This window comes from Bradyrhizobium archetypum (assembly GCF_013114835.1).
In the GTDB taxonomy this organism is placed as follows: Bacteria; Pseudomonadota; Alphaproteobacteria; order Rhizobiales; family Xanthobacteraceae; genus Bradyrhizobium; species Bradyrhizobium archetypum.
The window spans coordinates 64,901-89,947 of sequence record NZ_JAAVLW010000010.1 but is presented as its reverse complement, the minus strand read 5'-3'; the positions used below and the strand labels follow the sequence as shown (position 1 = coordinate 89,947).

Sequence of the window (25,047 nt, the reverse complement as noted above, 5' to 3'; positions counted from 1 at the left end):
TTCGCGCTTCTTGCTATCTGTCAGCAAGTATTGTCGCGACCTGTGTCGGAAACAGCACAATCTGATGCTGCGTACGATTCGGGTCTTCCGAAAGCTCGTTGCATGAATATAAACGGCCAAACCCCTGACCTCGATTCATAATCTTGTCCGACGTGTTGCCGTCTTTATATCCGGTGACGTCGTGCACCGACGCAAATTGATAAGCCATCGCGCGGGTGAGAGTTGCACCACTTCACCCGCGATAAGCAAGGGGCGCGTCGTTTCCTGACAGATCACCATCATTGTATCCGAGCTATGGGCTCAATCGGTGCCCGGCATATCTCTTCATGGCTCGCAACTTGATGCACTCCCAAAGCGCGTCGGTTACTCGCTTGACGGTGCGCTCATCATCAGTGGCAATTGTTGAGCATCGTGGATTTGGCCTCTAGCCAGGCCCGTTCCAGCTGATTTAAGGATCCGGGCTGATTAGGAAGTTGCATGCCAGAGCCTGCCATGAAGGCGAGGCGGCTTCCCAAGACGAGCGGCCAAGGTGCAGCGGTCATCAAGTCATCACAAGGAGCTTCTGGCGAGGGCCGTTACGAACGATGGGCGCCACAACGAGCTATAGTGATACGGAAAGGTCCATCGACACTGGTACAACCACGGCGCAGCCCGCGCATCGCAGTCGCGCGCGTCCCAGCACAGAGATCGGGGGGGCAGAGCGAAAAGGCCGCGTTTGCGCCTAAGTCTCCAGTTAGCGCTTGCCGGGACCCGGAGATGCAGCCCACCTAATTGCTCAATTCGCGCTCGAGCGAGGGGGCAGGGCACGAGCTGAAACCGAGACTGATGCCATCACGGCAAAGCGACCCGAGGCGATCGACAATTTTTCGGTGATAGATCCCCCGCAATTTACCCACCAGATCAGAGGGTTCGGTGAGGTCGCGTGGCAGGCAGGAGCCGCGCGCGGGGGATGTGTGCGATTTCGTAGAAGCCGGATGGAACGAGCCGCTGACGCGCCCGAGCACCGGGCGAGATTCAAGACCCGATGCTCTTAGACTAGACGATCGCGCTATGCGACTGAGAAGGAGATCTGCGGCCGCAGCGCGGAGGACCGTATCAGAGCACCACAGGATAGTAACTGCTGCGTGTTCCTCGACGGCGCCGATCAGACCGATGCTTGAATGACTCTCGAACCTGATGCGCCGAGCCGAGCTGGATATGCCAAAACTGTGATCACACGGTGCCGGGCTCGGCGAACGGCTCGTTTTACTCATTCGTCGATTGGCGACTGGCGGGCTAGACGATCCACTTCCAACTGTGGGGGTCCATCATCTCGTCGAAGCTCCCCTGGAGAGAACTGCTCTAGATTGAAAGTATACTCTTCTGGATCGATGGAGAGCGACTGGGCACGGTGATCGCCGTCAAGCTCGTCATGCAATTCGTTTTCCAGTCGCTGAAGCTCCTCTGAAGGGACGAAACCTGGCGACGGGATGGGTTGATTATCTAGATGATCGAATAGTCGCCGAAGCTCCTCCTGAGAAATCTGCTCTGGATCGAACGCGACCTGCCCTTCGACGAAAGCCGAGGGCGCGGGTTGATCATTCCGCCGTTCCTGAAGTTCGCCTAGTTGCGCAGAGTCATCATCAAGAAGTCGTCGAAGCTCCCCTGGAGAGAACTCCTCTAGATTGAAAGTAAACTCTTCTGGATCGATGGAGAACGACTGGGCAGGGTATTCGTCCCGTCGGCCGTCAGGCTCGTCATGCACATCGTTTTCCAGTCGCTGAAGCTCCTCTGAAGAGACGAAAACTGGCGACGGGATGGGTTGATTATCCAGCACTTGCCGAAGCTCCTCCCGAGAAATCTGCTCTGGATCGAACGCAACACGCCCTTGGACGAAAGCCGATGGGGCGGGTTGATCATCCCGCAGTTCCCGAATCTCTTCGGGCCGACTGGCTTGCTGCAACGCGCTGTGCTGCGCAATGACGTGGTCGAGGCGCCTCGGCTCCATCAATACCGCGCTTTCGGGATGAATGGGAGCCGCGTCCGAGGGGTGAAGATTGCGCTTGGTGTAGGGGAGCACGATCGTCCCTGTCAACCGGAAGGTCCGGAGATGGTTTATTGCCCTAAGGAGTCCGTCGGGATTACGCTTCCCGATGAACCCGGACACGTCACTGCTCAACGACTCACTGTCGAGCTGAGCAACAAGGCTTGCTTTGTTTTTTGCGAAGAGCCAACGGCTAAAGCTACGAAGAGGACTTGCATATTGGCGGGCGGATTCTCTTGGCAACCCGGCCTTGATGAAGGCCTCCTGGAGCCCCGAGATATCGCGAGCATCCTCGAAATAAAGAGGCCGCATGTCCGACCCTGTCACAACCCCACTTGATTGAGCCGGCCGCAGCGCCGAGGACGCGCTAAGCTGCGCAGCGGCGATGTCGAGGCGCCTAGTCCCGGCCTCGATGAGGGCCTTCTCAAGCCACGGGACAACGGGAGCATCCTCGGAAGAAGGAGGCCGCATGTCGTGCCCTCTCACAATCCCCGTCGACTGAGCCGGCTGCGGCGCCGCGCTGTGTTGCGCAACGGCGTTGTCGAGGCGCCTCGGTTCCATCAGTACCGCGCTTTCGGAATGGATGGGGGCCACGTTCGGGGCGGCAGGATTGAGCTTGGCGCGACCGCTCCTTGGGTGTACGACGACTTTGACTTCGCCCGTCGACCGAAAGGTGCGGAGACGGTCTAATGCTGCCAGGAGTCTCGTGGGATTGCCTTTTCCGACGAACTCGCGTACGTCACCGCCATCGCTCAGCGACTTACTGTCCATCCGAGCAACAATGCTCGGTCTGCGTTTTGCGAAGAGCCAACGGCTATAGCTAAGAAGAGCGTTTACATGCTGCTTCGTCCCGCTGGCGGCCATCCCGCCCTTGATGAGGGCCTCCTCAAGCCCCAAGATAGCGGAAGCATCCTCGGAATAAACAGGCTCCCGATTGTCCCACTGATGCCTCCGTATCACAATCCCGGTTGACTGAACCGGCTGCAGCGCCGAGGCGGCCGGCATTTCTCCACCACCTCCTCCTGAACCGGCGATCTCGCTCAGCTGCCGCTCAATCGCAATCCCTTGCGGATTCTCTAGGGTCCTCGGCCTCTTCGCTGTTCTCAACTCATCTGTGTCATGTTCATTGTCGATGAGGACCTCCTTGCTTGGCAGGAGGTTGCTCCTGGCAAACGCACCCATCAGCTCGTCCGGGGACTGCTGGCCGTCGCTAGACACATTTGAAGGGGGACTACGGCTTGGCCATCTGTCGGCCAGCGCATTATCGGCCTGACGCGCCTCGTGCAATTGCTGCTCAAAAACCTCTTGCCCGGGTCGGTCCCCTTGATGTTCTTGCGCAGCGTGTTGCACCCGGGGCCACGTTGTTAAATTCGATGGGTCAAAATTTTGCGGGTCCACGCTAGCCTCACGTCCAAAGACAACTGAGCAGGTCTTCTACTCGGGCAAGCTTTCGAGAACCTGACGTGGCCAAGGTCCCGTAGCCGGGAGGTATTCGCGCCGGCCAATCTCGGAAGAGGCGGCGGCTGGAACCATCGTCTCCTCCACAATCCGAGCCTTATCGTCATTAGAGATCCAACGCCGGCGTCCTTTTTTCGTGACCACTTCCAGTCGGCGCCGTCGCGTCCGACTTAAGCGTAATAGTCAAGAATAAATGCAAGGCGGTCCCTTCAAAGGAAATCGCGAACCTCGCCTATCGCATGCGCCGCGAGAGGGTAGGGGCAAAACGACGTTTACGGATCACCTGATGCTGGGTGATTTTGTCGGGACATACGAGATCTGGACATGTTCTGACCTGCGAGCACAACCACGATCCGCTCGCGCATCGCAAGTCGCGCGGGTCCCACCGCACAGATCTGTGGGTCAGAGCGAAAGGCCGCGTTTGTCCCTAAGGCTCTAGTCAACGCTGACTGGCCGGCGACGCCGCTCACCCAGTTGCTCAATTCGCACTGGAGCGATGAGAACCAGGGCACGAGCTGAAACCGAGATCAATGGTCGATCATGCCCAAGCGCAACGAGACGTGCGACAGCCTATCGGCAATAGATCCCCGCAGTCTACTCACCTGCATCAGCGGGTAATGCGCAAGCCCCATTTCCTCGGCGAGGCCTCTTCCGATGGTGTCAAGCTCACGCTGCAGGCTCTCGATCAGGTTGCGGCCAAGCTTGACCTTGTCGCCTTGACGGTAGGCAAGCCCCAGGTCTGCCAGCACATCGATCAACCGCTCGAGTGCCGCGCGGACCTCGGCACCAACTAACTTGAATTTCGCGTTTGCCATTTCCTTTTATCCAAACGCTCATGCACGCCCAGGGCGTTTCCCCTTGGTGCCCTGCTGCGAGCAAGCCTATGCCGCTTGCTCCCGGGTAAAACGTCTCCCGGTGCGCCGCCCCGCTGACCCTCGAGGTTGCAGCCCAAGCGCGTTCTTCAACCAGCTTCGGGATAAATACGGACGCGTGAGCCGCCGTCGGTATCTAGCAACTCGGCCCTGTAAGGCACGCCGCGGATGTTGATATGTGTCGGGCGCCCGGCTTGCGGCATGAGGTGCTCCCCCTCTAGTACACGGACAAGGTAAGGCGGAAGCCAGCGTTCGCGGTGCTGCCATCCCCCGCGGATAAGAAACCCAAGATCCGCTATGGGCTGACGCGATGGCCCAGCTTCATTCATCGGCCTCGCGCGAGGATGATGGATGAGGCGAACGTCCCTGCGCCCTCCCGGCCCAAACGTGGCCGAGTAATGCTCACCGTTGATCGCGAACTGGCTTGGGCCGAACTGGTTCGGCATGAGATTGATGTTACTCAGTACATCGATCAGGACGTCCGAGGCCGATTGAGAGCCTTGGCGCCAGCCCTCGCCAACGATAGATCCGATATCCCGTAGCTCCTGGGGGGCCCCTGATGCTCCAACGAACGACGGTGGTCTGGCGAGCTCAGGCGCCGGCACGGAGTGAGCGTCGTCACGCAATTCATACGGTGTGGGCGGATTCAAATTAACCAGCGGCTCAAGACCGCCGTGGACGTCTGACGAGGGACGCCTCGTAGATGATGGTGACGCGGGTTCTTGCATCTGCTCTCTAAACCAATTCCAAGCGCCCGCGCTCGGGGTGGCTGGCGTTGCCGGAAGCTCCTGAAGCGAGCGCAGCTGCGGGCCGCGGTGCGGTGTGAACGAGGATGACGCGGGTTCTTGCATTTGCTCCCTAAACCAGTCCCAAGCTCCCGCGCTCGGAGTGGTTGGCGTTGCCGGAAGCTCCTGAAGCGAGCTCGGCTGCGGAGCAGGGTGCGGTGTGAATGAGGACGACGCGGGTTCTTGCATCTGATTCCTGAACCAATCCCAAGCTCCCTCGCTCGGGGTAGCTGGCGTTGCGGGAAGCTCCTGCGGCGACCCGGGCTGCCGAGCGCCTTCCGCAGCGAGCGGAGGCGCGCTCTCAGGAGGAGCCAGCCCCAGCGCTCTGTTCGCCTCGAGGACTTGCTGGTAGCGCCGAAGCCTGAGCAAATCGGCGTCAATTTTGGAGTCCGCGGTCTGGTTCCTATACTCCTCAACATCTTGGGCCAGCCCATTGTCGTTCAGTCGGCCAGCCATGGCCCCTTTTTCGCGCGTTTGCAGCCAATCACTCAGCCTGTAAAGACGGCGCGCCCGTCTATCCACCGTCTCCGGCTCAACCCTGGCTGTCGCCTTTTCTGCGTTGGCCAACATGTCGATGAGGGTTGCGTCTGCCGGATAAGGAGCCAGGCGCCGGATATCGGCTGACAAGGCCCTACCCGCGCCGATGTCCCGGAGCTTTTTCAAGGCCGCGATGGTGCGCCTGCTCGTAAGCTTAGGATCCTTCTTGGAATCCTTCGCGTAGGCCTCTACATCGCGATCCAACCCAGCATCTAACTCCGGGTTGCCGAGCCGATCGGCAATTGATGCCCTCCGGTTCTGGCTAAGCCACGCGCTGAAATTACGCAAATCTGCTATCGCATTCCGGATGGTGCCATCGCTCAGCCTGCCTTCGGCCTGGCTCTTGAACGCCTGCAAGAGCGCCTCGTCCTGCTCAAAAACACAGGGTATGCGGGCCGGCTGCTTGGCGTGATCAACGCGAAACTTCGTTAAAAAGACCTCTTGCTGAGCCGTGGAGCCGGACGGCTTTTCGCTGCGAGGAGTCCCAAACGCCTTTCCGACACCTGACTTGATACGCGACCACAGTCCGCGATTCTTGCTGTTCTTCGTCTGTATCGCGCCCTGCTCCTCAGATTGCAAAGTGTAGCGCGCACTGCTGAACAAATCATCCCGCAAATTGGACTGCGGCGGTACTTGGGCCGAATCTCGAAAATAAGCGCGGGGAATGTCTACGCTGTGGCGCGTGCTGCTGAACGATTTGTCCATCAGCGGGGAGTGTGGCGGCATCCTCATCGAACCGCCGAGGTCAGTGCGCCGGATTCCTCCACCGCCCGTTTTGGGACTTTCATCAGGAGAACTAGACGTTGCGGAGCTCTCACCAGGCGAATTGAGTTGCAACTCGCCCATCTGCTGCTCAAAGCTAGCTTGCTCGCTCGTATTGCCCGATTGCTGCCCCGCGCGCTGCTGTTGATAGTACGCTCGTGCGAATCCTTCCACATCGAAATCAAACAGATTAAAACTGTTATTCGTTCGCTCCATGGCACCTCACATCCCACAGCAAAGCTCGTATCCGGCGCACGGTAGGGTGATTGAGTGGAAACGGTGGAGCCTTCGGCCGAGATTCCGACTGGCGCCTGAAGCCAACCGACAATCAACAATCATTTGCCGCAACCGAGACCGCCGCCATGCCCCTCCGATTTCCGAGATCAAGCAATCTGGTGTTCATTTCCTTCACGACGGATGACGTCGCCGTCTACATCGACGTTCTCATGCTAGGAGAGTTACCTGTTGAGAAGCTGACGAGTCTCAGAATATAAAAATAAGCCAATGGCGACGGCGTTGATTTCTCCAGAAATCTGCCGCGTACCCGCCACGTGATCTTTTTTTGGCCCAAGCCACGCACGAGGGTCCTCCCGAAACGAAGCGGGCAAACGGCCTCGCCGACAGCTCGGATATTATGTCTGCGAGCGATACGACCAAATTGAAGAACACTTGTGTCGCGGGAATTCTCTACATGTGGAGCCCGACTCAAGCGGACGGCTGTGGCATTGCCATCGACTCGAGATCGCGGAACATGCTGTAGTTCCGCCAGATCCACTGATGCAACTCGGTGGAGGAATCTTTCTCATTGCGCAGATATCCCGTAAATGAAAAGCTCAGTCGGTCGACGTAGGTCTTTAGAAATACCGGTAGCGCCGAAAAGCGGAGTACACGCGCGCCATCAATGGCTTCAGGTAACTCGCCGCGCAGCATGAATTCATTGTGGACGGTGATTAGCGATCCTGGCGGAATCCGCCACCGCAGCATCTCATAGCTGCGCGAGGAGATGCGGTCGGTGCCGGCCAAGAATAGAACGACGGGGGCAACACGGCATCGGAGCGCCTCCCTGATGAATCCGATCTCCTCGCACATCTTGAAGAATTCATCAAAGGCATGGAAGCCAAGATCGATTACCTTGGCCACCCGATCGTGCAGGATAAGCCGGTCCATCAGCTGCATCTTGCCGTATGTGTCGATCACATCCGCCGTCTCAGTGATGTCAGGGAGGTAATCGACCAGTGACGGCTCCTTCAGGTTGATGTCGAAGGAGAGCGCAGTGCCGTTCTTCAGAAGCAAGAACTCGCTCATGAGGCGAGAGACGAGCGTCTTACCGACCTGCGGGCTAGGCGAGCAGATGATGTAAACGGGCGTAGCTAACATTGGCAGTAACATTATGCGAACTTCATACGTGGCTCAGCCGGTTCAATCGCCGAACGATCGACTATTTTTCACCGGCGCGGGTTACTGACTTGGCGCCGGCCAAGTCGGTCAAGTTAATGCGATCATATTCGCGCCAGACATTCGCGAGCCAGTGCCGAACGTAGCCGCGCAGCACGAAGGAGTGGTTCGCGGCATCCTCGTTCCGGCCCTTGTTGGCTACAAAGTTGACGAACGGGACGGAAGCAACTTCGACCTGCTCATAGGCCATCTCGTTGAGCTTGGGGATCGTCAGCTCGGTCGCGTTCTTGATTCGGTGGAAATAGGAGTTGTAGGTCGATTCGTCCCACTGGAAGAATTGAGTGTCGTTGATGAAGTTCTTGACCAGAAAATACTTTGCACCAGTCATGAAACTGGACGTCTCGGCGATCTCGTCCAGGGAAGCGATGGATGATCCCAAGATGTGGAATACGGCAAAGGTGATCTGGCCGGACCGCGCGGCATCCAGAAAACCGATGTCGCGCAAGGATGCCAGCGCCGGGGACAGCAAGCCTGCGCGGGCGTCGATCACCGTGACGGATAGCCCTGAGTTCAGTGTGTCGAAGATCTTCATCTGATCCGCAGTCGTGGTCATGTCGACGATCTCGGTGATCTCGGGGTGGAATCGCTTCAACGTTCCTCGCGGCGACTCAGTATCGAATGCGTGTGTCTGCACGTTATTGGTATTGAAATAGTCCAGAAGCGTTCGGGATACGGTCGTCTTGCCAACCCCACCCTTGTCCGCACCTACCACAATCACAACCGGCTTTGTCATGGAATCCCCCTAAAGCACTCGCTACCGCCGACCGCGACGTGTGCAATCGGCAAATCTCTGCTTTGGATGCGAACATGGCAGAAACAAGGGATAGTGGAATCTTTGGCGCGTCACCAACATGATCGGTGGGGATTGTTTAATGCCAGGCAATCAGTGACGTTGGAATACAGACGACTAGTTGCTGTGAGCGGTGTTCCACGTCAGGTTTGTAAACATGCGATCGACTCCGTCGGAAAAAAGTCGACTGCGGCGATGATCACCGCGACCATCATCGGCAGTACATCGCCGTTATATCGATGAGCATCAAACGGCTTGAATCTCACGTTGCGTCAGGTTGTAGGCTTGGAAGAACGATGACCAAGGCTAACCACGCAGGCCTCTATGGCTCATTTGAGAAATCAATTCGAGCGGCATGGCTTGCGAAGTCGACCTTCTCGCTTGCGGATGATGATCGATTATTCAGGTGCAGCTTGTGCCAGGATGGGAAGCGCTTTCGCCGGTTATTAAAATGACACTGAAAGAGAGCAAGGTCGCAATGTGGCCTGGGGAGTGTCGGATGATTACGATGCTGAATGCTTGGTAATGTAAGCTGCAATTGCGCAGGTCGCGTGCCGCCAGCGCTGCGATCAACTTATCAGAAGATCGCGAACAGACGCGCTTCCACTGCAAAGGACAATCTTTGTCCGGCCGGGGGTTCCGGCCCGGAGAAAGCGGCGCTGCGACGGTGTAGCCGCGCAGAGAGCACCCCTGGTGCGATCTCGTAATGACGTTGTGTACGTTCTGATGAAACTTAGTGAAGCGCTAAACGAGATTGATCGCATTCGCCACATCGGTGAATTCTCGGCTGCAGTGCTGAAGCACGACAGGCAGCTGCGTATGGTGGACCACGCAACCTTTCTGCAAAAGACCGCCACGGATTTCCAATTGCGATTTGTGGCATGCTTCGAAGAAGACATCCGCGTCGGGAAATCGTTGGGGTACGCTACGACATGCGACGCGGTGAGCCGGCAGGCCGGAGGTCAGGCAGGTATCCAAGCGTGCGAGCGCATAGCTGCATGTGTGTCGCGGCTTGATAAGGCTCTGATTAAGAAAGTCGGGCTCAGAGCCCTTTCGTTGTTCGCATCATCATTCGGTCGATACTCAAGAGTGGCGGAATGCCGTAGTGCAACGATCAGAATCGCCGAATGTTGTCACGATGAAAGCCGAGCGCTTCAGGAGTTGAACAGCCAAAGTCTAGGACTGCTGGTGAACGGTTTCAGCAAGTGGCCAGAAGAGACGGCCTCTCGCCAAGCCGCGATCGCAGTCGCGGGTGAGGTGCTTCGCCGTTTAGGCCGCTATCCCCGGTTCTCTGAGTTTACCCCGCGGGGACTGGCGAACCTGGTGAACGGTTTCAGCAAGTGGCCAAAAGAAGCTGTCTCTCGCAAAGCCATATTCGCGATTGCGGGTGAGGTCCTTCGCCGCGGCGACCAGCTGTCTCTTTTCAATCAGCAGGACTGGCGAAGCTGGTGAACGGTTTCAGCAAGTGGCGAGAAGCGGCTGCCTGTCGCCAAGCCACAGTGGCGATTGCGGGTGAGGTCCTTCGCCGAGGCGACCAGCTCTCTCATTTTAATCAGCAGGACCTGGCGAACCTGGTGAACGGCTTCAGTAAATGGCCGGAGGAGCCCTCTCGGCAAGCCACAGTCGCCATCGCGGGTGAGGTCCTTCGCCGTCCCGGCCGGTTCTCTGATTTTACTCATTAGGGACTGGCGAACCTGGTGAACGGATTCAGCAAGTGGCCAGGGGAGGCGGCCTCTCGCCAGGGCACAGTTGCGATCGCGGGCGAGGTCCTTCGCCGAGCCGCCCGGCTCTCTGATGTAACTCATCAGGGACTGGCGAATTTGGCGAACGGCTTCAGCAAGTGGCGGGAGGAGGCGGCTTGTCGCCAAGCCACAGTCGCGATCGCGGGGGAGGTCCTTCGCCGTGTACTTCAGCTCTCTCAGTTCACTCACGCTCACTTGGCGAACCTGGTAAACGGTTTCAGCAAATGGCCGGAGGAGGTGGCCTCTCGCCAGGCCGCAGTCGCTATTGCGAGCGAGGTCCTTCGCCGTGTCGCCCGGCTCTCTGATTATACCCAGCAGGACCTGGCGAATTTGGTGAACAGTTTCAGCAAGTGGCCGAAACAGACGCCCTGTCGCCAAGCCGCAGTCGCGATAGCGGTTGAGGTCGTTCGTCGCGCCGCCCGGCTCTCTGGGTTTACCCAGCAGGACCTGGCGAACCTGGCGAACGGTTTCAGCAAGTGGCCGGAAGAGGCGAGCTGTCGCCAAGCCACAGTCGCTATCGCGAGCGAGGTCCTTCGCCGTGCCGCCCGGCTCTCTGATTATACCCAGCAGGACCTGGCGAATTTGGTGAACAGTTTCAGCAAGTGGCCGAAAGAGGCGCCCTTTCGCCAAGCCACAGTCGCAATCGCGGGTGAGGTCCTTCGCGCCGCCCGGCTCTCTGAGTTTACCCAGCAGGGACTGGCGAACCTGGTGAACGGTTTCAGTACGTGGCCGGAAGAGGTGGTGTGCCACCGTGCGATGGCGGATATCGCCAGTGAGCTACAAGGCCAAGATTTCCAATCACGATTCCCACAAAGAGTCGTAGCAAGGGAGCAGAGATACGCTGGATCAAGCGAACGCCCAGGAGTTCGAGCCGCGCCTGCGAAAGATCAGCAACGAGGTTGCACACCGCCAAGGACATCCGCCACTGGGGAGCCGAAAGGGATTGCACGTAGCGCAGGCACACCCTGCCGGCTGCGAGCTGCCGAGCCCAGAATGTCCGAGACCACCACGTTGCCTGCTGCATGCTGAGATGACAAGCGCCCCGGTCGTGAAGTCGCTATAAGGAACATGATCCTTGAGCAGGCATTCGAGCTCGTCAGAGACCAACGGTCTTCGTTTGACGCACGTGTTGTCGTGTTCGGCTGTGTCCGGTTGAAGACGTCAATTTTCCAGAGCCCCACACTGAGCAGGTAGTAGTCCGTCGGCGAAGCACACCGTTTTCCTATTCGAGCAGCCTCGCACGGAAGGTCTTGTGGCACGCCGATTGCTCCGCGCCGGTAAAGAATCCGCTACGACTCCGCTACGACAATGGCGATATCGCAGCACCGGCCCGGGAGTTTAGATGAGACTTGCTCAGTTGATCCAAATCAATGCCATAAATGCTGCATTTTTGAGTGCGGTCACGACAATTGAACCAACGTTCTTCGTGGTGCCGCTCTCATTCGGCCAGCAGCGGCATTGTCCCTCTATCGTATCTGATCGTCGGCAGAGAGGCACATCCAGGTGGGGCTTCGGTTTCGCGGCGCGCTGGCGAGCCTGCCTTTCAGTCGGCCTTGTCCGGAATGGTCGCGTATGAGGCGCTGCGCACTACCTTCGTAGGGCGCCGCAAGCCGTTCCAGCAGATCGGGCGGGTCGAGGTGAGACGGAGAGCTCCGATCGGCGCGCAAGAATTTTCAACGAAGGGAACGAAGTACATGGTGCCCAGCCAACTGGCACAGCGTGGTGCGGCGCCGTGGCCAGAAAATTTGAAGTGGATTTATGACCGTCGTGCACCGGGAGAAAGCGGATGAAGGTTGGACTGTTTTATGAACACCAGTTGCCGCAGCCTTGGGAGGACGGCAGCGAGCGAAAATTGTTCAGTGATGCGCTGGAGCAGATCGAACTGGCCGATCGGCTCGGATTCGATTACATGTGGGAGGTTGAGCATCATTTCCTCGAGGAATACTCCCACTCATCCGCACCCGAGGTATTTCTGGGGGCCGTCTCCCAGCGTACAAAGACTATTCGCATTGGTCACGGCATTTGCCTGTCCTCCCCGAATTACAACCATCCGGCGCGGGTGGCGGAGCGCCTGGCGACGCTCGATCTGATCTCTGGGGGGCGCGCTGAGTGGGGGACCGGAGAATCGGCGTCGCTGATCGAGATGCATGGCTTTGGGATCGAGCCCGAGCAGAAAAATGCTATGTGGCGGGAAGGCGTCGAGCGGACCGCCAATATGATGACTATGCGGCCGTATCCCGGGTACGACGGGCAATTCTTCACAATGCCGACCCGTAACATCGTGCCAAAGCCGGTCCAGAAGCCGCACCCACCGATCTGGATGGCGTGTTCCCGGCGCGAAAGTATTTTGCGTGCCGCGCGTCACGCGGTAGGGGCGCTGGTTTTTGGATTTGTGGAGGCGTCGCAAGCGAAAGTTTGGCGCGACGAGTACTATCAGATCATCAAGTCCGATGAGTGCGTGCCCATTGGGCATTCGGTAAACGCCAATATCGCCGCTCTCAACGGTATGATGGTTCATGAGAACGCCGAAGAAACTATGCGTCGAGGACTCGATGGTTTCAAGTTCTTCGGCTATTCGATCGCGCATTATGCGGTATATGGCGAACACCGTCCTGGGCGCACGAATTTGTGGCGGCGCTTCCAAACGATCAAGGACGAGATGAAGGAGACGCCAGGCTCAGGCAGCATCGGACAGCCCAAGAGCGTTCGCGAGCATCTCATGGGGTATGCTGATGTCGGTATCGACCAGATGATCTTTATCCAGCAGTGCGGCATGAATAAGCACGAACATATCTGTGAGGCACTCGAGCTGTTCGCCAAAGAGGTCATGCCTGCTCTGAAAGAACGGGAAGACGAGCGCGTCCGACGTAAAGAAGAGGAGCTGGCTCCCTACGTAGAGGCGGCACTTGCCCGCAAGCCATCGATGCCCGAGCTGAGCGAGTCGGACATCCCGAATGTCGAGGCGATGGGCATCGTGCTCGAGCGTCGTACAGGTAAGGACTACGCCTCGGCGGGTGGCACGTTCGCGGACCCGACTCGCGGAGGCGCCATTCCGATGGCTTCACGCGAGTCCTTCGCCAAGTCGACCAATGTCGACTGATAGCACCACGGTGGGATCTGCCCGGTGGGTTAGTGGCCGGCAGCCACTGAGGAAATCGGCCACGCCTCGCTCACAGTCCGAAGAAGCTTGTGTGCTGGCCCGCACCACGCCGCTTTGGTGAGGCATGATTGCCGCGGAACTGCGATCAAGATCAGCACGCGCGAAGCGCGATCACTCCCATGATTCTCAAGTTCGATAGACTTGGACCAGATTTCCCGATGGTAAATTGGTTCGTGTCGCAGCCGGTTCTGAGTTGATATTTTCCCGTTCGGGAAATTTCGCTACGGAACCATTTTGACCGTGGTTTTCCCGATCGGTAAATTCAGGCTTGCTGGAACGCTCTTTCGTCGGCAATATTCCCGCTCGGGAAAATGACATGACCATCACGACCACCTCAGAACTCGGCGAAACGATCCGGAACCGGCGGACCTCCTTAGGTCTCCGGCAGCAGGACCTCGCCTTGGCAGCGAACGTCGGCGTCCGGTTTATCGTCGACATCGAGAATGGCAAGGAGACAAGCCAGGTCGGTCTGGTCCTCCGCCTGCTGCAGGCGCTCGGCATCCGGCTGACGGCGGAAATGAGCCCTGTGCCGGCGGCTCGGTCGGCCAGCGAGGAATCCGAACCCTTCGACCCTGATAACTTCACGCCGTCATGACGAGCAAGCCGAAAGCGGGCGGCGCCGGCGAGACCCTGGAAGTCCTGTGCGGCGACAAGCTCGTCGGGCTGCTGCGCCGGCGCTCGGAGCAAATTCAGGACATCGAGTTCGTCTACGATGAAGCGTGGGTGAAGGATCCTCAGGCGTTCGCCGTCTCGATCCGCATGCCGCTCGCTCAGCGCGTTCACGAGCCGGACGTCGTGTACCGATGGTTTTTGAACCTATTTCCAGAAGGCCGGACGCTGAGGACGGTGGGCACCATCCTCAAGATTCCGGAGGCGAACGTGTTCGCGCTCCTTGAGGAGTTGGGAGAGGATCTTCCGGGCGCACTCGCAGTCTACCGGCCCGCCGACCAGCGACCGAAGCGGACGCCGCGTTATAAGCGGCTCACCGAAGCGGAACTCGCCGCCGCCATTCGGCGGCTTCCGGAGAAGCCGCTTCTCGTCGGCGAGGAGGGCATCCACATGTCTTTGGCCGGCACGCAGGACAAGCTTCCTGTAGTCCAGTATCCAGACGGCGGCGTCGGCCTCGCGCTCGATGGCGCGCCGACGACGCATATCCTCAAGCCGGCCAACAAGCACTTCAGCAACGCCGTCGAGAACGAGGCCTTCTGTCTTCGCCTGGCGGCCAAGGTCAAGCTGCCCGTCGCCGAATGTACGATCGGAAAGGCGGAGGGTCTCGACTACCTGCTGGTGAAGCGCTACGACCGCGAGCCTCACGGGCGAAGCCTCCGCAGAATCCATCAGGAGGATTTCTGCCAGGCCGCGGGGCACATCCCGTCGACCAAATACGAATCCAATCCGGCGACCAAGCTGCGTGGACCGACCCTGAAAGACTGCTTTGACGTTCTGCGGAACACGCAGGCAGGCGCCTTCAACGCCGCCCGTTTCGTCGATTTCTTTGTCTTCAACGTTCTCTGCGGAAACGTCGATGCGCATTCGAAGAACTATTCGCTGCTGCTGCAGCCGAGCGGCGGCGTCTCCATGGCGCCGCTCTACGACGTCATGAACGGCGACATCTATCCGGACGTCACGCGAAACCTGGCGATGAAGATCGCCGGCAAGAACCGCGGTCACATCTACGCCCAACATTGGGATCGGATGGCGGAGGAAAACCACCTTTCCGGCACGCAGGTGAGGCGGCGCGTCGGCGAATTGTCTCATGCTGTCCTCGATGCACTGCCGTCCGTCGTCGAAGAGTTGAACGCGCTGAAGAAGTCTCCGGTCTACCAGCAAATCTCGGACTACGTCGCCGGCTATTGCCGCGACATGCTGCGGAATCTGAAAAGCGATGCCGAGAACGAGCCCGACAAGGACCCGGATCCCGAGGCCGCCACGCGTCCCCCAGGATTCTCTTGAACATTTTGCAGAACTGCGTCGCGGGGGGTGAGGTTAAGCTTACTCCTCGACGTTGATGGCACATATGTCGCGCGCCGCAGGTCAGGAAGGGCTAATGTGCACGCTCATCTCATGCTGAGCGGCGCGTGAGTTTTCAATTATCCATACTGAAGATATTAGCCGGCAGCACGAGGGGCACGCCACGATCCAGGTCATAAAGCAATATCTCGAGATCTTCTGCACGAGCGGATCGGATTGGGTCGCACGCATGAAGCGTCTGAATGCTCTCGCGCCAGATCTCGACACCTTCAGTCAGCATTTGGACGTCCGCCAAGCTGAAGGGTAGCGCATCATGGACGACGGTCGAGCGATTCTGGAGGCGCGCGCCGCTACGTAACCGAGGGCGTACGAACGCGCCTAAATTTCGATCTTTGGCCCTTCCGAGGGCGGTGCGCGTCGACGATCCACCTGGCGCTGCCGAATCGAGGGCACGTCATCGCTCCGGAAAGCCTATGGAGGCCGAGCTCCCCGCCGGGCAGTCTCGCCGGCACTAGGCTAGGGTCTGTACTCAATAAAGATTCCGGTCTGGGGTCATTTGTGATTCAAGCTTCCCAAGCGATGGGGGCGAAGCAACTGTACTGCCTGAGCGAGTTGGAGTGGAAGCGGATCGAACCGCTGTTGCCACGCGGGCGGCACGGGGCGCACCGCGTGAATGACCGATGCGTGATCAGCGGGATTCTCCACATGCTGCGATCGGGCGCACGCTGGCGAGACTATACGCCAGACTACGGGCCGTACACAACGATTTACAACCGCTTCAACCGCTGGAGCCGCCAAGGCGTGTGGAGCAATATTCTCTACGCGTTGACCGGCTCGCTCGCGCGGCGGGCGCACCACGCGAGCAGTGAAACCTTGGCGCGGCAATACGGCCCGACAAGCCTTTCGGCGATCTAGGCGTTCACCGCGTGCTCACTGAGGAAAGCCTGATAGGCGAGCCTGATGCCGTCCTCCAGCTTCGTGCTGGCGCGCCAGCCGAGCTTGGCCAGCCGGCGGACGTCGAGCAGCTTGCGCGGCGTGCCGTCGGGCCGCGAAGGATCGAAACCGATCTCGCCGGTGTAGCCGACGGTCGCCGCGACCACGCGGGCGAATTCGGCGATCGTGATGTCCTCGCCGGTGCCGATATTGACCAGCTCGTCGCTGGAATAGCTCTTCATCAGATGGATGCAGGCATCCGCGAGGTCGTCGACATAGAGGAATTCGCGCCGCGGCGTGCCGGTGCCCCAGACCACGACCTCCTTGGCGCCGGACGCTTTCGCCTCGTGGAAACGGCGGATCAGCGCGGCGACGACGTGGCTGTATTCGGGATGATAATTGTCGCCGCGGCCATAGAGATTGGTCGGCATCACGTTGATGAAGTCGGCGCCGTATTGGTTGCGATAGGCCTCCACCATCTTGATCCCGGCGATCTTTGCAATCGCATAGGGCTCATTGGTCGGCTCCAGCGGCCCCGTGAGTATCGAATCCTCGCGCAGCGGCTGCGGCGCCAGCTTGGGGTAGATGCACGACGAGCCGAGAAACATCAGCTTCTCGGCGCCATTGACGTGCGCGGCATGGATCACGTTCGAAGCAATCGCCAGATTGTCGTAGACGAATTCGGCGCGCAGCGTGTTGTTCGCGACGATGCCGCCGACCTTGGCCGCTGCCAGAAACACCACCTGCGGACGCCGGGCGGCGAACCATTTGTTGATCGCGGCCTGATCGCGCAGATCGACCTCGCTGCGGGTGATCGTCAGCAGTTCGACGTCTTCCTGCGCCAGCCGGCGCACCAGCGCGGAGCCGACCATGCCGCGATGGCCGGCGACGTAGACCGTCTTGCCTTTCAGCTCAAACGGAATGCTTGCCACTGGCCGCCTCCCGCCGCGCGTCAGCGAGGTCGCTCGCAACCATCTCCCTGACCATTTGGGTGAAGGATGTCTTGGGTTTCCAGCCCAGCTTCTCCCTCGCCTTGCTGGCGTCGCCGACCAGAAGATCGACCTCCGTGGGGCGGAAATAGACGGGATCGATCCTGACCACCGTCTTGCCGGACTTGTTGTCGACGCCGGTCTCGTCGGCACCCTTGCCGCGCCATTCGATGCTGCGGCCGACTTCGGCAAAGGCGAGCTCGACCAGCTCGCGCACCGAGCGCGTCTCGCCGGTCGCCAGCACGAAATCGTCCGCCGCGTCGGCCTGCAGGATCATGTGCATGCCCTCGACATAATCCCGTGCATGGCCCCAGTCGCGCTTGGCCTCGAGGTTGCCGAGATAGAGCGCCTCGTCGAGGCCCACCTCGATGCGGGCGACGCCGCGCGTGATCTTGCGGGTGACAAACGTCTCGCCGCGGATCGGGCTCTCATGGTTGAACAGGATCCCGTTCGAGGCAAACATCCCGTAGGCCTCGCGGTAATTGACCGTGATCCAGTAGCCGTACAGCTTGGCGACGCCATAGGGCGAGCGCGGATAGAACGGCGTGGTCTCCTTCTGCGGCACTTCCTGCACCAAGCCATAAAGCTCGGAGGTCGACGCCTGATAGAACCGCGTCTCCTTCTCCATGCCGAGGATCCGGATCGCTTCCAAAAGCCGCAGCACGCCGACGGCGTCCGCATTGGCAGTATATTCCGGGCTTTCGAAGCTGACGCCGACATGGCTCTGAGCGGCGAGGTTATAGATCTCGGTCGGCCTGATCTGCTGTATCAGCCGGATCAGGTTGGTCGAGTCGGTCATGTCGCCGTAGTGCAGCACAAACGGCACGTTGCGGGAATGCGGATCCTGGTACAGGTGATCGATCCGCGCCGTGTTGAACGAGGACGACCGCCGCTTGACGCCGTGGACGGTATAGCCAAGGCCGAGCAGATATTCGGCTAGGTAGGCACCGTCCTGCCCGGTAACGCCGGTGATCAGCGCCACGCGCCGCTGTGAATCCAAAGCCGTCATTCTCTCTCCGGTTACGCGCAAGGGAGGGCCGTCATTTGCGAAGTCTAACTGAAAGTTGATTCAAATCAGGCGGGTAGGCCGCAGAGTCAGCATCGACCGGGCAATGAATGCTGGAGCCAACCTTTTGCCTTGTGCTGTGATCCGATTGTGACGAGCTACTTTGATTTCGGCAGCAATGACATGGTACCACGCGCTCGTTGAAGAGCCCGCGATACGCCGGCGACCGCATTCTAAAAGGCACGAGTTGATCGAGAGGCGCACATAATCCATCCGCTTATCGTCACGCCGGCACATGCACTATATATACATTGATATACATTGCGCAGGAGGGGCGTGCGTGTAATCGAGAATTCAAGAACAACGTTCAAGGGCCCTGTACGTAGGCATCTGCCGAGCGCTCCAAAAGTTCTCGACAGGACTGCTGCTAGGCTTCGGCAGGCCTTCTCTAAGAGACCGCATATTCCCATGGAACCCACATCTTCCTTAACAGTACATCAGCAGATTGTTTCTCTTCTTCAAAAGCCGGATCCCGTTATCTTGGACATCGGCTGCAACGACGGAACAGATACGCGAAAGTTTCTCGAGCTCTGCCCGCAGGCTCAGCTCTATTGCTTTGAGCCAGATCCCCGAGCGGCTGCTCGCTTCAAGAAAAACATGGATCGGTATCTCGACAAGGTGAAGTTATTTGAGATCGCGGTCAGTGACCGAAATGGCAGGATCGATTTCCATCCAAGCAATGGAAATGGAGATGCCAAGGACTGGGATCTCTCTGGCTCAATACGCCGACCCAAGAATCACCTCCTGGAATATGACTGGGTTCAGTTTGATCATCCAATCTCAGTTGAAACTCGACGGTTGGATGACTGGTGCAATGAGGCGAACTTAAAACGCATCGATTTCATTTGGATGGACGTGCAGGGAGCCGAGTCCGATGTGATCGCTGGCGGCAGACATAGCTTGAGCAACACGCGCTTTATCTATACGGAATACAGCGACCAGGAGCTCTATGAAGGGCAGCAGTCCCTGCAAGCCATTCTTGACTTGTTACCATCGTTCGAAGTCGTGAAGCAGTATCCCCATGGAGTCGAGGGTGATGTCTTGCTTAGGAACACGAGCCTGTAGAAGGAGCTGTGAGTGCGTGTACAAGGCCGCCGAAGAGATAGTCGGCCTCGGCCAAAATGGGCGGACGCTGACCGTACTTACCTGCAGTTGGGTCGGCGAGCAGGGTCACGACGAAGAGGATGAACAGACCTGATAGTGAATCCCTCCATCGCACTTATTTTTCCTGAGATGATTTCTTACAACCATGTTTGAAACGCTAGCGCAAACTAGGTTGACTGGCACGAGGCATGAACATCAATGCCAGGTAAGAGTGGCTAACCGAATTTCGTGTTGAGGTCGCCGTCCCTCTGGAAAATGGCTATCGTTGTGCGCAGATCGGCGGTTTGGCAGCGGTCACGGCTTCATTTTTTGTTCCTAGGTGATACGGCCATGCCGAGGAACACCATCTCCGCTGATTGAGCCCTACGATATCTCGTCGCCGGGACGACCAACACGCCTGCCGATCTTGACGTTGCGAACGGTTGTGATTTGTCTACCATCAGTCTGATGTCGCGAGCAGCCGTTGCACCCATTCGGCTCGATGATGAGCCGGAACACGGGCGCGGCTTGCCTGCATAATTCTTGCCGCAAGCGACGGTCCAGATCTCGCCGCGTCTTGTCCGTCCAGGTCGGAAACGTCGTCGATGAAAGCCTGCTCCTTGCGGGCTTGGCTGCTGGCTGCAACAGCAAGTGACTGACGATGGGCCTGCTTCCGGAAGAATGGAGACCGCACATCGGGTACCACAATCCGGAAAGGCCGCAAGCCCAACAAAAACAGCTTGAATCTCACGTTGCGTCAGGTTGTAGGCTTTTGTTGACCAAAGCCCATCATTAGCAACTCAAATGTGAGTGCCACGCAACGTTAGCATTGAGAGCTTCGTGTGTTCGCGAGCATCCTCGTGACGCTTTCAGTCAGTGTGGGTTTTGAGAGGCTGAGTCACTTCGCGTGATAGCAGTTCGAAACTGATCGGAGTCAAGGATCGAAGATCTACAAATCCAAGAGGGCTCGTAAGAGGGCTCGTAGTGGTGCGACGTGGAAGGTAAATCAGTCCGTGCAAGCGGTTGGGGCGGCCGGCCTCCCCGTAAGACAGAGTTCCCCATGTGGGTGAGGCGTGCGCCGCACTGGCTGAGCCGCGTGGCACGTTGCGGTCTTCTTAGGCGCGCACGGTAGCCGATCTCTGTAGCACGTGGCGAGAGCGCGCCGAATTCTTAGGAAGCGCGGTACCACTGCGAAGGAGCTGTCCTCTGTGATGTCTTGCGCTATCTTCTCGTTTCGTGGGGAACGTTGGGAAATCTCAGTCCGCTGCTCACCGCGGCCCGGCTGGTGCGCCGGCGCGGTCACCATGTTCGTGTAATTGCGGACCCGGGATGCGTGCAGAATTCAACGCCGCCGTTTTGTCGCGGCGAAGCGCCCAATCGGTGAGGCTGCGGATCTGGCAAATGTCTCGAACCTTCGACATCGTATGCGCAAGGTCGTCTTTGAGCCTTGTTCTGCTTACCACAGCCCCAGAAGTAGATCCTGGAAGTCGACGGAAGCTGTCTCGCGGCAAGTTTCGTGAGCCGGCATAATGTGACCCTTGTGGCAACACAGGCGCGGAGGCGGAGCGGCTTTGGCCGGTCTTTCAACGGCGACCACAACGTCGATCACAGGCGAGCTAACATTCAGAAGGAAGCATTTCTTGACTCAGGCCGAAAAAGACGTGGTCGAGCACATGCTCGCATCATTAGCGATGAGCTCGCTGCAAAGTGGCATTGCACCCACCAACGAACAGGTTGCGCACCATTTTGAGCTATCATGCGAGAGGGTTGGACTTGTCGTCACACTTGAATCTGCGACCCGGATCTTCAATTGCCTCGCACGTGAGATCCACAAGGCGCAGTCGGTGCTCGAGTTCATCGGTCGCGGCACGGATCAAATGCAGTGAGCGAACGGAATGGAGCTCGTTGCACGTGCGCGCAGCATAAAGTCGCCCTCGGGGGTTCGACATCATAATGGAGGGTCGGCCCCACACGTTAGATTACACATAGACTACATAATTCTGCTCGAGGTCCACAAGCAGAGTACCAATCCGCCCCGATCTCTGCCTCACCGTTTGTTCAAAGCCGTACCCGTCCACTGAGCACTCTGCGACAGCCCCAACAATGGTGATGCAATTCGGCCAGCCAGGTGTGGCGCGAGGGCTGTCGATCTCGAAAGCGGGTCGCGTCAGCGCAGAGCTCGTCCGATGCACGCTCGATGCGTCCGATCCTGCCGTCGAAATATCGTGCGTCGCAGAGCATGACCTCGTCTCGGACGCTGCGGGCCTTGAGTGGCCTGCGGTCTCAGGTTAGCAATCGTAAAGCAAGTGCAGATTTGCAGCTTCACACTTTTCCAGAACAAAGGTTCGCCCAATCTATGAAAACGCTCACGACGTTAGGGGCTGCTATCGGCGCAGCTTTGGCACACGACATCAGCTTTTCTGGCGGATCAATATATGACCCGTTTCCCCTCCCATTTCCGGCTGAAGACGACATGTTGGGGAACGTCTCGCTTCGTCGTCGGCGTGAGTTCGCCTGGGGACGGCATCACGCTCATGAGGCACTGCGTAAATTGGGTTTCGCTCCTGTTCCGATTTTGTCGAGAGTGGATCGGGCTCCTCTTTGGCCTTCGGGAGTCGTCGGGAGCATTTCACACTCTTCATCTGATTGCGGAGCTGTTGTCGGAAGCTCCAAGAATGTGCTCGCTCTGGGATTGGACATTGAAGATCAAGAACCGCTCGAACCGGACCTTTTGCCGTTCGTATGCACCTGCGAGGAAATTGAGCGCAAGGAGTGGTCCAGCAGTCGCTTCGGCCCGAAATTGTTGTTCGCAATAAAGGAAGCCGTATACAAATCATATGCCCCGGCAACTGGCGAATTCTTGGATTTTCAAGATGTCAGTGTCAGAACGAATGACCAGTGCGGGGTCTTCGAAGCCGAGATTGTCAACCCAGAAAAGCCTACTAGTTTTGGCAGTCGAACCATAAAAGGAATCTATCGCCCATTTGTCGGAGGAATTCTAGCACTAGCCGTGCGATTTCGAGGCGCGTGATGCATCTCGTCTCATATTGCTGGAAGGCCACAAGAGAACCTCATCGAGTGTGCCTTGCAATTGAAAAATAGTCTTCTGTTCTACTAGGCAAGTGAGGCCGGGCGTTGATTCCGATAAGAAGCTTGATATGTGTGATCCTGTAGCGCCCGGCTCCCCTGATCCGACTAGACCAGGTCCTCCCACCAGCCCTTTCTGATCGAATGCGACCTGAGATGCCGGTCAATCATGTGGTTTCTCAATCAGGAAACCAAGTATCGCCTGGCAGGTCACAAGTAGCTGCCGTCATCCGGGTTTCGCGCGATGCCCACGGTCGCAATAGCGATGGCCACTAGGGCCAACATCGAACCCCTATGTAACTGCGGGATGCGCAACATCGATCTCGCGGGAGCGACGCAGGCGAGCTTCAAGCAACAGCCCCAGGCCAGAGATGATCAAATGGTGGGTGACGGTTTGCCGAGTCGCGATTCGCGTTGGCCTGCGCACGTTTCCGTTCGGAAGCAAACGCGCCGATCAATTAGAGGAGGGGTGCTGCCATTCGGCGTGCCCGGCTCGAGCGCGGAGTTACTCTTGACGACGTTGTATCGGCGCCATGTATTTCAGTTCCGATGCTCAGTCGGTTCGAGGCGGGCAATCGGCGGTCATGATTGTGCTGCTTGAACTTATCGGCGAGAGATTAGGTATCGACCTTTCGCCGCTATTGCGTGAGGTGAGCAAACGACGGGCGAGGCTCAACTCATCCAAGGCCTCTGATCAATTGGAGCTCGTCCGCTCAGGTAGCAGGTACGGCACACCTATCGCTTGCTGTCGTACCGAAAGGGAGAACGGAAGCTTTTCAAAGCCTTCTTCATCAATATCGACAGGCCAAGCCAATTCATCGGCGGTTCTATGTCCGTAAGTGACGAAAAGCGCGAAACGCGTCGATCCGCAGGGTGAACGCCTGCATCAGCGTGTAGTCAATTCTCGGATGGTGTCTCAACTGGAACAGCAAAGCCCGCTTTTACGCGATCCAATACGACCATTGTTTTGAAGCTCTTGATGTCTGGATTCACATAAAAGAATCGCCGAGTGAACTCCTCATAATCCTCCATAGTGGGCGCGGTAACGTACAGGACAAAGTCCGCGTCGCCGGTGACGTAGAAGCCGTTGACGACCTCAACTGACGATCTGATGGCCTTCTTGAATCTATCGATTATATCTGAACGCTCTCGCTCCAGGGTCACCAGCACCAGCATTTGAATAGGTCTGCCCACCGCTTTGGGCGAAACGATTGAAACATCGGCCTCGATAATGCCTTCCGAACGGAGCCTCTTCAGTCGGCGTTGACACGCGGTAGCAGAAAGCCCTGCCAGTGCGCCGATCACCTCGGAAGTTAGGCGGTTATTCTTTTGCACCAACTCGAGGATGCGGGCGTCTATCCGATCGTATCGCATAATCGGCTCCCCGGCCTTGAGGTGAATTTCATCCCGAAAATCGTCCAAAATATCCCAAATGCATGCGATGATTTCAACAAATAACGGCGTGGGCGATCGCACCGTCCTGGCCGCTGGGTGTTGACTCTGCTCTGCCAGGAGCCGATCAACCTGCCGGAGTAAGATCGGCCATTGAACCTGAACGTCGAGGTGTGAATGGTATGAGGCGTTAGTGCGAGCACCTGCTGCTCCAACCTTCGGCAAAGATCGTTCGCTTTAAAGAAGCGCCTATGCTGAAATTTCAAGCTGGCTCTGCTTTTACTTTTGCTTCCGGAGATTGCGGCCCTCTCCGCTCTGACTTGCTGACGGATTTGCTCAAGCTGGCGGCCGATCGCGGCCTTTCGCGGGCAACGCGATTGCGCCAAAGACCGCGTACAATGTTCACACCCTTCTGAAAACGTGCTCCACGATGCGGGCATTCTCCTCGCCTATCCATCGTCGCCGCGCCCCGGGGCCATCACCTCGATGCAATGACAGGAATCAACATCCCGCCTGGTATCATGCATCGCATTTGCCACCCTTTTCACTTCCATTGATCAACTAAGTGGGCTGGATCGCAGGGGAGCCGAAGGAGAGGGAGGATAGGAGCTCATGCTGGTTAAGTTTGGTTAGGTGTTGAGTGGCACAGGCACTGAAGTTGACCTGAGCCTCAACGTGAAAGGAAATGTGGTCGCTAAGAGCCGATCGAAAGCAGAGCGCTGCTCAACCAAGCGTTGCTCGACGATTTTTCGCTGCTCATCAGGCATCTCGTTTTGAAGCAACTTACGACACCGCCAAATCTCGTTCCGCACTGATTTCATCTCACTTAAGCTATCATCAATCGAACTACTCATAGATGTGGCACAGTGTGGAACAACTAAGCTTTGAAAACTTGTCAACAGCGTCATCCTTTGGCGAAGTCGCGCACCATGGCTTCATCAC

17 protein-coding genes and 1 pseudogene are annotated in these 25,047 nt (G+C 58.0%); 8 read left to right on the top strand and 10 right to left on the bottom strand.

Features of this window, described 5'->3' with window-relative positions; genetic code table 11:
• Positions 1 to 1,249: 1,249 nt before the first annotated feature.
• The 5 genes and pseudogenes from HCN50_RS33870 to HCN50_RS28390 all read right to left on the bottom strand — a co-directional run.
• Positions 1,250 to 3,232, bottom strand: a pseudogene (locus HCN50_RS33870) (hypothetical protein); the annotation flags it as partial.
• A 776-nt stretch (positions 3,233 to 4,008) separates the two neighbouring features.
• Entirely contained in the window at positions 4,009 to 4,296 is a 288-nt protein-coding gene (locus tag HCN50_RS28405) for a DUF3363 domain-containing protein (RefSeq protein WP_028351141.1), read from the bottom strand.
• Between the two features lie 146 nt (positions 4,297 to 4,442).
• A complete protein-coding gene (locus HCN50_RS33130; protein ID WP_235977263.1) occupies positions 4,443 to 6,653 on the bottom strand; it encodes a hypothetical protein in 2,211 nt (736 codons plus the stop codon).
• Between the two features lie 489 nt (positions 6,654 to 7,142).
• Positions 7,143 to 7,814, bottom strand: coding sequence for a hypothetical protein (locus HCN50_RS28395; RefSeq protein ID WP_171713189.1), 672 nt, complete (start codon positions 7,812 to 7,814; stop codon positions 7,143 to 7,145).
• Positions 7,815 to 7,875: 61 nt separating this feature from the next.
• Positions 7,876 to 8,625, bottom strand: a complete 750-nt coding sequence (locus HCN50_RS28390) for a P-loop NTPase family protein (RefSeq protein WP_171713188.1) — start codon at positions 8,623 to 8,625, stop codon at positions 7,876 to 7,878.
• A 783-nt stretch (positions 8,626 to 9,408) separates the two neighbouring features.
• Here HCN50_RS28390 and HCN50_RS28385 point away from each other — a divergent pair.
• The gene (locus tag HCN50_RS28385; protein ID WP_171713187.1) at positions 9,409 to 10,134 is read left to right on the top strand and encodes a hypothetical protein; all 726 of its coding nucleotides are present in this window, start codon (positions 9,409 to 9,411) and stop codon (positions 10,132 to 10,134) included.
• Here HCN50_RS28385 and HCN50_RS28380 read toward each other — a convergent pair.
• Complete coding sequence (locus HCN50_RS28380; protein WP_171713186.1) at positions 10,110 to 11,174, bottom strand: hypothetical protein; 1,065 nt, start codon at positions 11,172 to 11,174, stop codon at positions 10,110 to 10,112. The genes HCN50_RS28385 and HCN50_RS28380 overlap by 25 nt on opposite strands.
• Positions 11,175 to 12,210: 1,036 nt before the next feature.
• Between HCN50_RS28380 and HCN50_RS28375 the strand changes: the two genes are divergently transcribed.
• The 4 genes from HCN50_RS28375 to HCN50_RS34855 all read left to right on the top strand — a co-directional run bounded on the left by HCN50_RS28375 (position 12,211) and on the right by HCN50_RS34855 (position 16,470).
• A complete protein-coding gene (locus HCN50_RS28375) occupies positions 12,211 to 13,524 on the top strand; it encodes an LLM class flavin-dependent oxidoreductase (RefSeq protein ID WP_171713185.1) in 1,314 nt (437 codons plus the stop codon).
• A 376-nt stretch (positions 13,525 to 13,900) separates the two neighbouring features.
• The gene (locus HCN50_RS28370) at positions 13,901 to 14,179 is read left to right on the top strand and encodes a helix-turn-helix transcriptional regulator (RefSeq protein ID WP_171713184.1); all 279 of its coding nucleotides are present in this window, start codon (positions 13,901 to 13,903) and stop codon (positions 14,177 to 14,179) included.
• Complete coding sequence (locus HCN50_RS28365) at positions 14,176 to 15,537, top strand: type II toxin-antitoxin system HipA family toxin (protein WP_171713183.1); 1,362 nt, start codon at positions 14,176 to 14,178, stop codon at positions 15,535 to 15,537. The genes HCN50_RS28370 and HCN50_RS28365 overlap by 4 nt, the downstream gene beginning before the upstream one ends.
• 576 nt (positions 15,538 to 16,113) lie before the next feature.
• The gene (locus tag HCN50_RS34855) at positions 16,114 to 16,470 is read left to right on the top strand and encodes a transposase (protein ID WP_171713182.1); all 357 of its coding nucleotides are present in this window, start codon (positions 16,114 to 16,116) and stop codon (positions 16,468 to 16,470) included.
• On the opposite strand, the gene fcl is transcribed toward HCN50_RS34855, so the two are convergent.
• Both fcl and gmd read right to left on the bottom strand, forming a co-directional pair.
• On the bottom strand, positions 16,467 to 17,420 hold the full coding sequence (gene fcl, locus HCN50_RS28355) for a GDP-L-fucose synthase (RefSeq protein ID WP_311968235.1): 954 nt from the start codon (positions 17,418 to 17,420) through the stop codon (positions 16,467 to 16,469). The two genes, HCN50_RS34855 and fcl, sit on opposite strands and share 4 nt — an antisense overlap.
• Positions 17,401 to 18,486 carry a GDP-mannose 4,6-dehydratase gene (gene gmd / locus HCN50_RS28350; RefSeq protein ID WP_171713181.1) on the bottom strand — a complete coding sequence of 362 codons (1,086 nt, stop codon included), beginning with the start codon at positions 18,484 to 18,486 and terminating at the stop codon, positions 17,401 to 17,403. The genes fcl and gmd overlap by 20 nt, the downstream gene beginning before the upstream one ends.
• Before the next feature lie 465 nt (positions 18,487 to 18,951).
• Between gmd and HCN50_RS28345 the strand changes: the two genes are divergently transcribed.
• Positions 18,952 to 19,608: an FkbM family methyltransferase gene (locus HCN50_RS28345; protein WP_171583031.1), complete on the top strand. Its 657-nt coding sequence runs from the start codon at positions 18,952 to 18,954 to the stop codon at positions 19,606 to 19,608.
• Positions 19,609 to 20,086: 478 nt separating this feature from the next.
• Here HCN50_RS28345 and HCN50_RS28340 read toward each other — a convergent pair whose 3' ends face one another.
• Complete coding sequence (locus HCN50_RS28340) at positions 20,087 to 20,377, bottom strand: antitoxin MazE-like protein (RefSeq protein ID WP_171713180.1); 291 nt, start codon at positions 20,375 to 20,377, stop codon at positions 20,087 to 20,089.
• Between the two features lie 889 nt (positions 20,378 to 21,266).
• Between HCN50_RS28340 and HCN50_RS28335 the strand changes: the two genes are divergently transcribed.
• Together HCN50_RS28335 and HCN50_RS28330 are read left to right on the top strand one after the other, a co-directional pair.
• Positions 21,267 to 21,512, top strand: a complete 246-nt coding sequence (locus tag HCN50_RS28335; protein WP_225670016.1) for a hypothetical protein — start codon at positions 21,267 to 21,269, stop codon at positions 21,510 to 21,512.
• A gap of 311 nt (positions 21,513 to 21,823) precedes the next feature.
• A complete protein-coding gene (locus HCN50_RS28330) occupies positions 21,824 to 22,657 on the top strand; it encodes a 4'-phosphopantetheinyl transferase family protein (protein ID WP_171713179.1) in 834 nt (277 codons plus the stop codon).
• Between the two features lie 953 nt (positions 22,658 to 23,610).
• On the opposite strand, the gene HCN50_RS28325 is transcribed toward HCN50_RS28330, so the two are convergent.
• Positions 23,611 to 24,087, bottom strand: coding sequence for an Lrp/AsnC family transcriptional regulator (locus HCN50_RS28325; protein ID WP_171713290.1), 477 nt, complete (start codon positions 24,085 to 24,087; stop codon positions 23,611 to 23,613).
• Positions 24,088 to 25,047: the final 960 nt, after the last annotated feature.